The 2,500-nt window shown below is 54.5% G+C and carries 1 protein-coding gene, 1 tRNA gene and 2 rRNA genes (1 of these 4 cut by a window edge); 1 reads left to right on the forward strand and 3 read right to left on the reverse strand.

The genetic code is table 11. From position 1 onward, the window contains the following. Nucleotides 1–134: 134 nt before the first annotated feature. Both J1W56_RS25660 and rrf read right to left on the reverse strand, forming a co-directional pair. Nucleotides 135–211 (reverse strand) — tRNA-Met (locus tag J1W56_RS25660). 155 nt (nucleotides 212–366) lie between these two features. Continuing rightward, a 5S ribosomal RNA gene (gene rrf, locus J1W56_RS25665) occupies nucleotides 367–481 on the reverse strand. 16 nt (nucleotides 482–497) lie between these two features. Here rrf and J1W56_RS25670 point away from each other — a divergent pair. Then, nucleotides 498–647, forward strand: coding sequence for a hypothetical protein (locus tag J1W56_RS25670; protein ID WP_223616123.1), 150 nt, complete (start codon nucleotides 498–500; stop codon nucleotides 645–647). A 21-nt stretch (nucleotides 648–668) separates the two neighbouring features. Here J1W56_RS25670 and J1W56_RS25675 read toward each other — a convergent pair. Continuing rightward, nucleotides 669–2,500: ribosomal RNA gene (locus J1W56_RS25675) — 23S ribosomal RNA — on the reverse strand (it continues 1,109 nt past the right edge of the window).

Raw genomic sequence — 2,500 nt, forward strand, 5'->3', positions numbered from 1 at the left:
TTGCGGGGACAGGCTTTGCCCGTTCGGGTCTTAAAACAGTCCACTGGACTGTTTTCCCGGGCTTTGCCCGGACGACCGCTCACCCTTCAGGTTGTGAGCCTGAGGATGTGCGCTATGTGAGAAGCTGGTTTGGTTGGTTGCGGGGACAGGATTTGAACCTGTGACCTTCAGGTTATGAGCCTGACGAGCTACCGGGCTGCTCCACCCCGCGCCACCATGCCGGCATTTCCGGCTACCGCGTTTGAAGCGGCATGTAATTATGCACTTACATTCAGGTATTTGCAAAAGCAAAAGGCCGCTTTAGGCGGCCTGTTGATTGGAATGTATGGGATGTGGAGAGTTTTGATTTCATGTTGCGTTTGGCAGACCTGGCAGCGACCTACTCTCCCGCGTCTTGAGACGAAGTACCATTGGCGCTGGAGCGTTTCACGGCCGAGTTCGGAATGGGATCGGGTGCAGCCGCTCCGCTGTAACCACCAGGTCAGCAAAAAGCAACGATGAAAGAGAAGCTGGTTTTCTATTTTGTCTTGTCGATATTGACGGTTGCCTGCCTGCGGGCGTTAGCCCGCAAGGCCGACTGGCCGCTGCGCCTTATGGCGCGTGCCCTCGCAGCCGGTTGCGCAGCAACCCGGCGTAAGAGCGTTTAAAGATGGATATAAGTAATGAGAATGATCAAGCCAATCGAGCTATTAGTACCGGTAAGCTTCATGCGTTGCCGCACTTCCACACCCGGCCTATCAACGTGGTGGTCTTCCACGGCTCTCAAGGGAATACTCGTTTTCAGGTGGGTTTCCCGCTTAGATGCCTTCAGCGGTTATCCCGTCCGTATATAGCTACCCTGCTATGCGGCTGGCGCCACAACAGGTCCACCAGAGATACGTCCATCCCGGTCCTCTCGTACTAGGGACAGATCCTGTCAATATTCCTACACCCACGGCAGATAGGGACCGAACTGTCTCACGACGTTCTGAACCCAACTCACGTACCGCTTTAAATGGCGAACAGCCATACCCTTGGGACCTGCTCCAGCCCCAGGATGCGATGAGTCGACATCGAGGTGCCAAACAACCCCGTCGATATGGACTCTTGGGGGTCATCAGCCTGTTATCCCCGGCGTACCTTTTATCCGTTGAGCGATGGCCCTTCCACGCGGGACCACCGGATCACTATGACCGACTTTCGTCTCTGCTCGACTTGTCAGTCTCGCAGTCAGGCGGGCTTATGCCATTGCACTCGACGACCGATTTCCGACCGGTCTGAGCCCACCATCGCGCGCCTCCGTTACTCTTTAGGAGGCGACCGCCCCAGTCAAACTACCCACCATACACTGTCCCGGATCCGGATAACGGACCGCGGTTAGACATCCATATAGGTAAGGGTGGTATTTCAAGGATGACTCCACGAAGGCTGGCGCCCCCGCTTCAAAGTCTACCACCTATCCTACACATGCCGACACGAATGCCAGTGTAAAGCTATAGTAAAGGTGCACGGGGTCTTTCCGTCTAACCGCAGGAACCCCGCATCTTCACGGGGAATTCAATTTCACTGAGTCTGCGTTGGAGACAGCGGGGAAGTCGTTACGCCATTCGTGCAGGTCGGAACTTACCCGACAAGGAATTTCGCTACCTTAGGACCGTTATAGTTACGGCCGCCGTTTACTGGGGCTTCGATTCAAAGCTTGCACCTCTCCTCTTAACCTTCCAGCACCGGGCAGGCGTCAGACCCTATACGTCGTCTTGCGACTTCGCAGAGCCCTGTGTTTTTGGTAAACAGTCGCTACCCCCTGGTCTGTGCCACCCTCACATACTTGCGTACATAAGGGTCACGCTTCTTCCGAAGTTACGCGTGCAATTTGCCGAGTTCCTTCAACGCAGTTCTCTCAAGCGCCTTGGTATTCTCTACCAGTCCACCAGTGTCGGTTTAGGGTACGGTCTATACGCGGGAGCTATTTCCTGGAACCGCTTCGAAGCCCTTCCAATCCAATAAGGAAGAACAACATACGCGATCCGTCACTACCCGCAGGCCCACGAATATTAACGTGGTTCCCATCGACTACGCCTTTCGGCCTCGCCTTAGGGGCCGGCTAACCCTGCTCAGATTAACTTTAAGCAGGAACCCTTGGACTTTCGGCGAGGGAGTCTCTCACTCCCTTTATCGTTACTCATGTCAGCATTCTCACTTCTGATACCTCCAAGAGCCCTCACGGGTCTCTCTTCAACGGCTTACAGAACGCTCCGCTACCACTCCCGGGAACCCGAAGGTTCCAAGGAATCCACAGCTTCGGTGTATGGCTTTAGCCCCGGTACATTTTCGGCGCAAAGACCCTTATTTAGACCAGTGAGCTGTTACGCTTTCTTTAAATGATGGCTGCTTCTAAGCCAACATCCTGGTTGTTTTGGGATCCTCACATCCTTTCCCACTTAGCCATAACTTAGGGACCTTAGATGGTGGTCAGGGTTGTTGCCCTCTTCACGACGGACGTTAGCACCCGCCGTGTGTC

The sequence above is a fragment of the Phyllobacterium calauticae genome, from assembly GCF_019991125.1.
GTDB lineage: Bacteria > Pseudomonadota > Alphaproteobacteria > Rhizobiales > Rhizobiaceae > Phyllobacterium > Phyllobacterium calauticae.

Excerpts from the sequence above, each read along its gene's own strand:
- J1W56_RS25670 (WP_223616123.1), top strand. The coding sequence starts at position 498 with ATGAAAGAGAAGCTGGTTTTCTATTTTGTCTTGTCGATATTGACGGTT.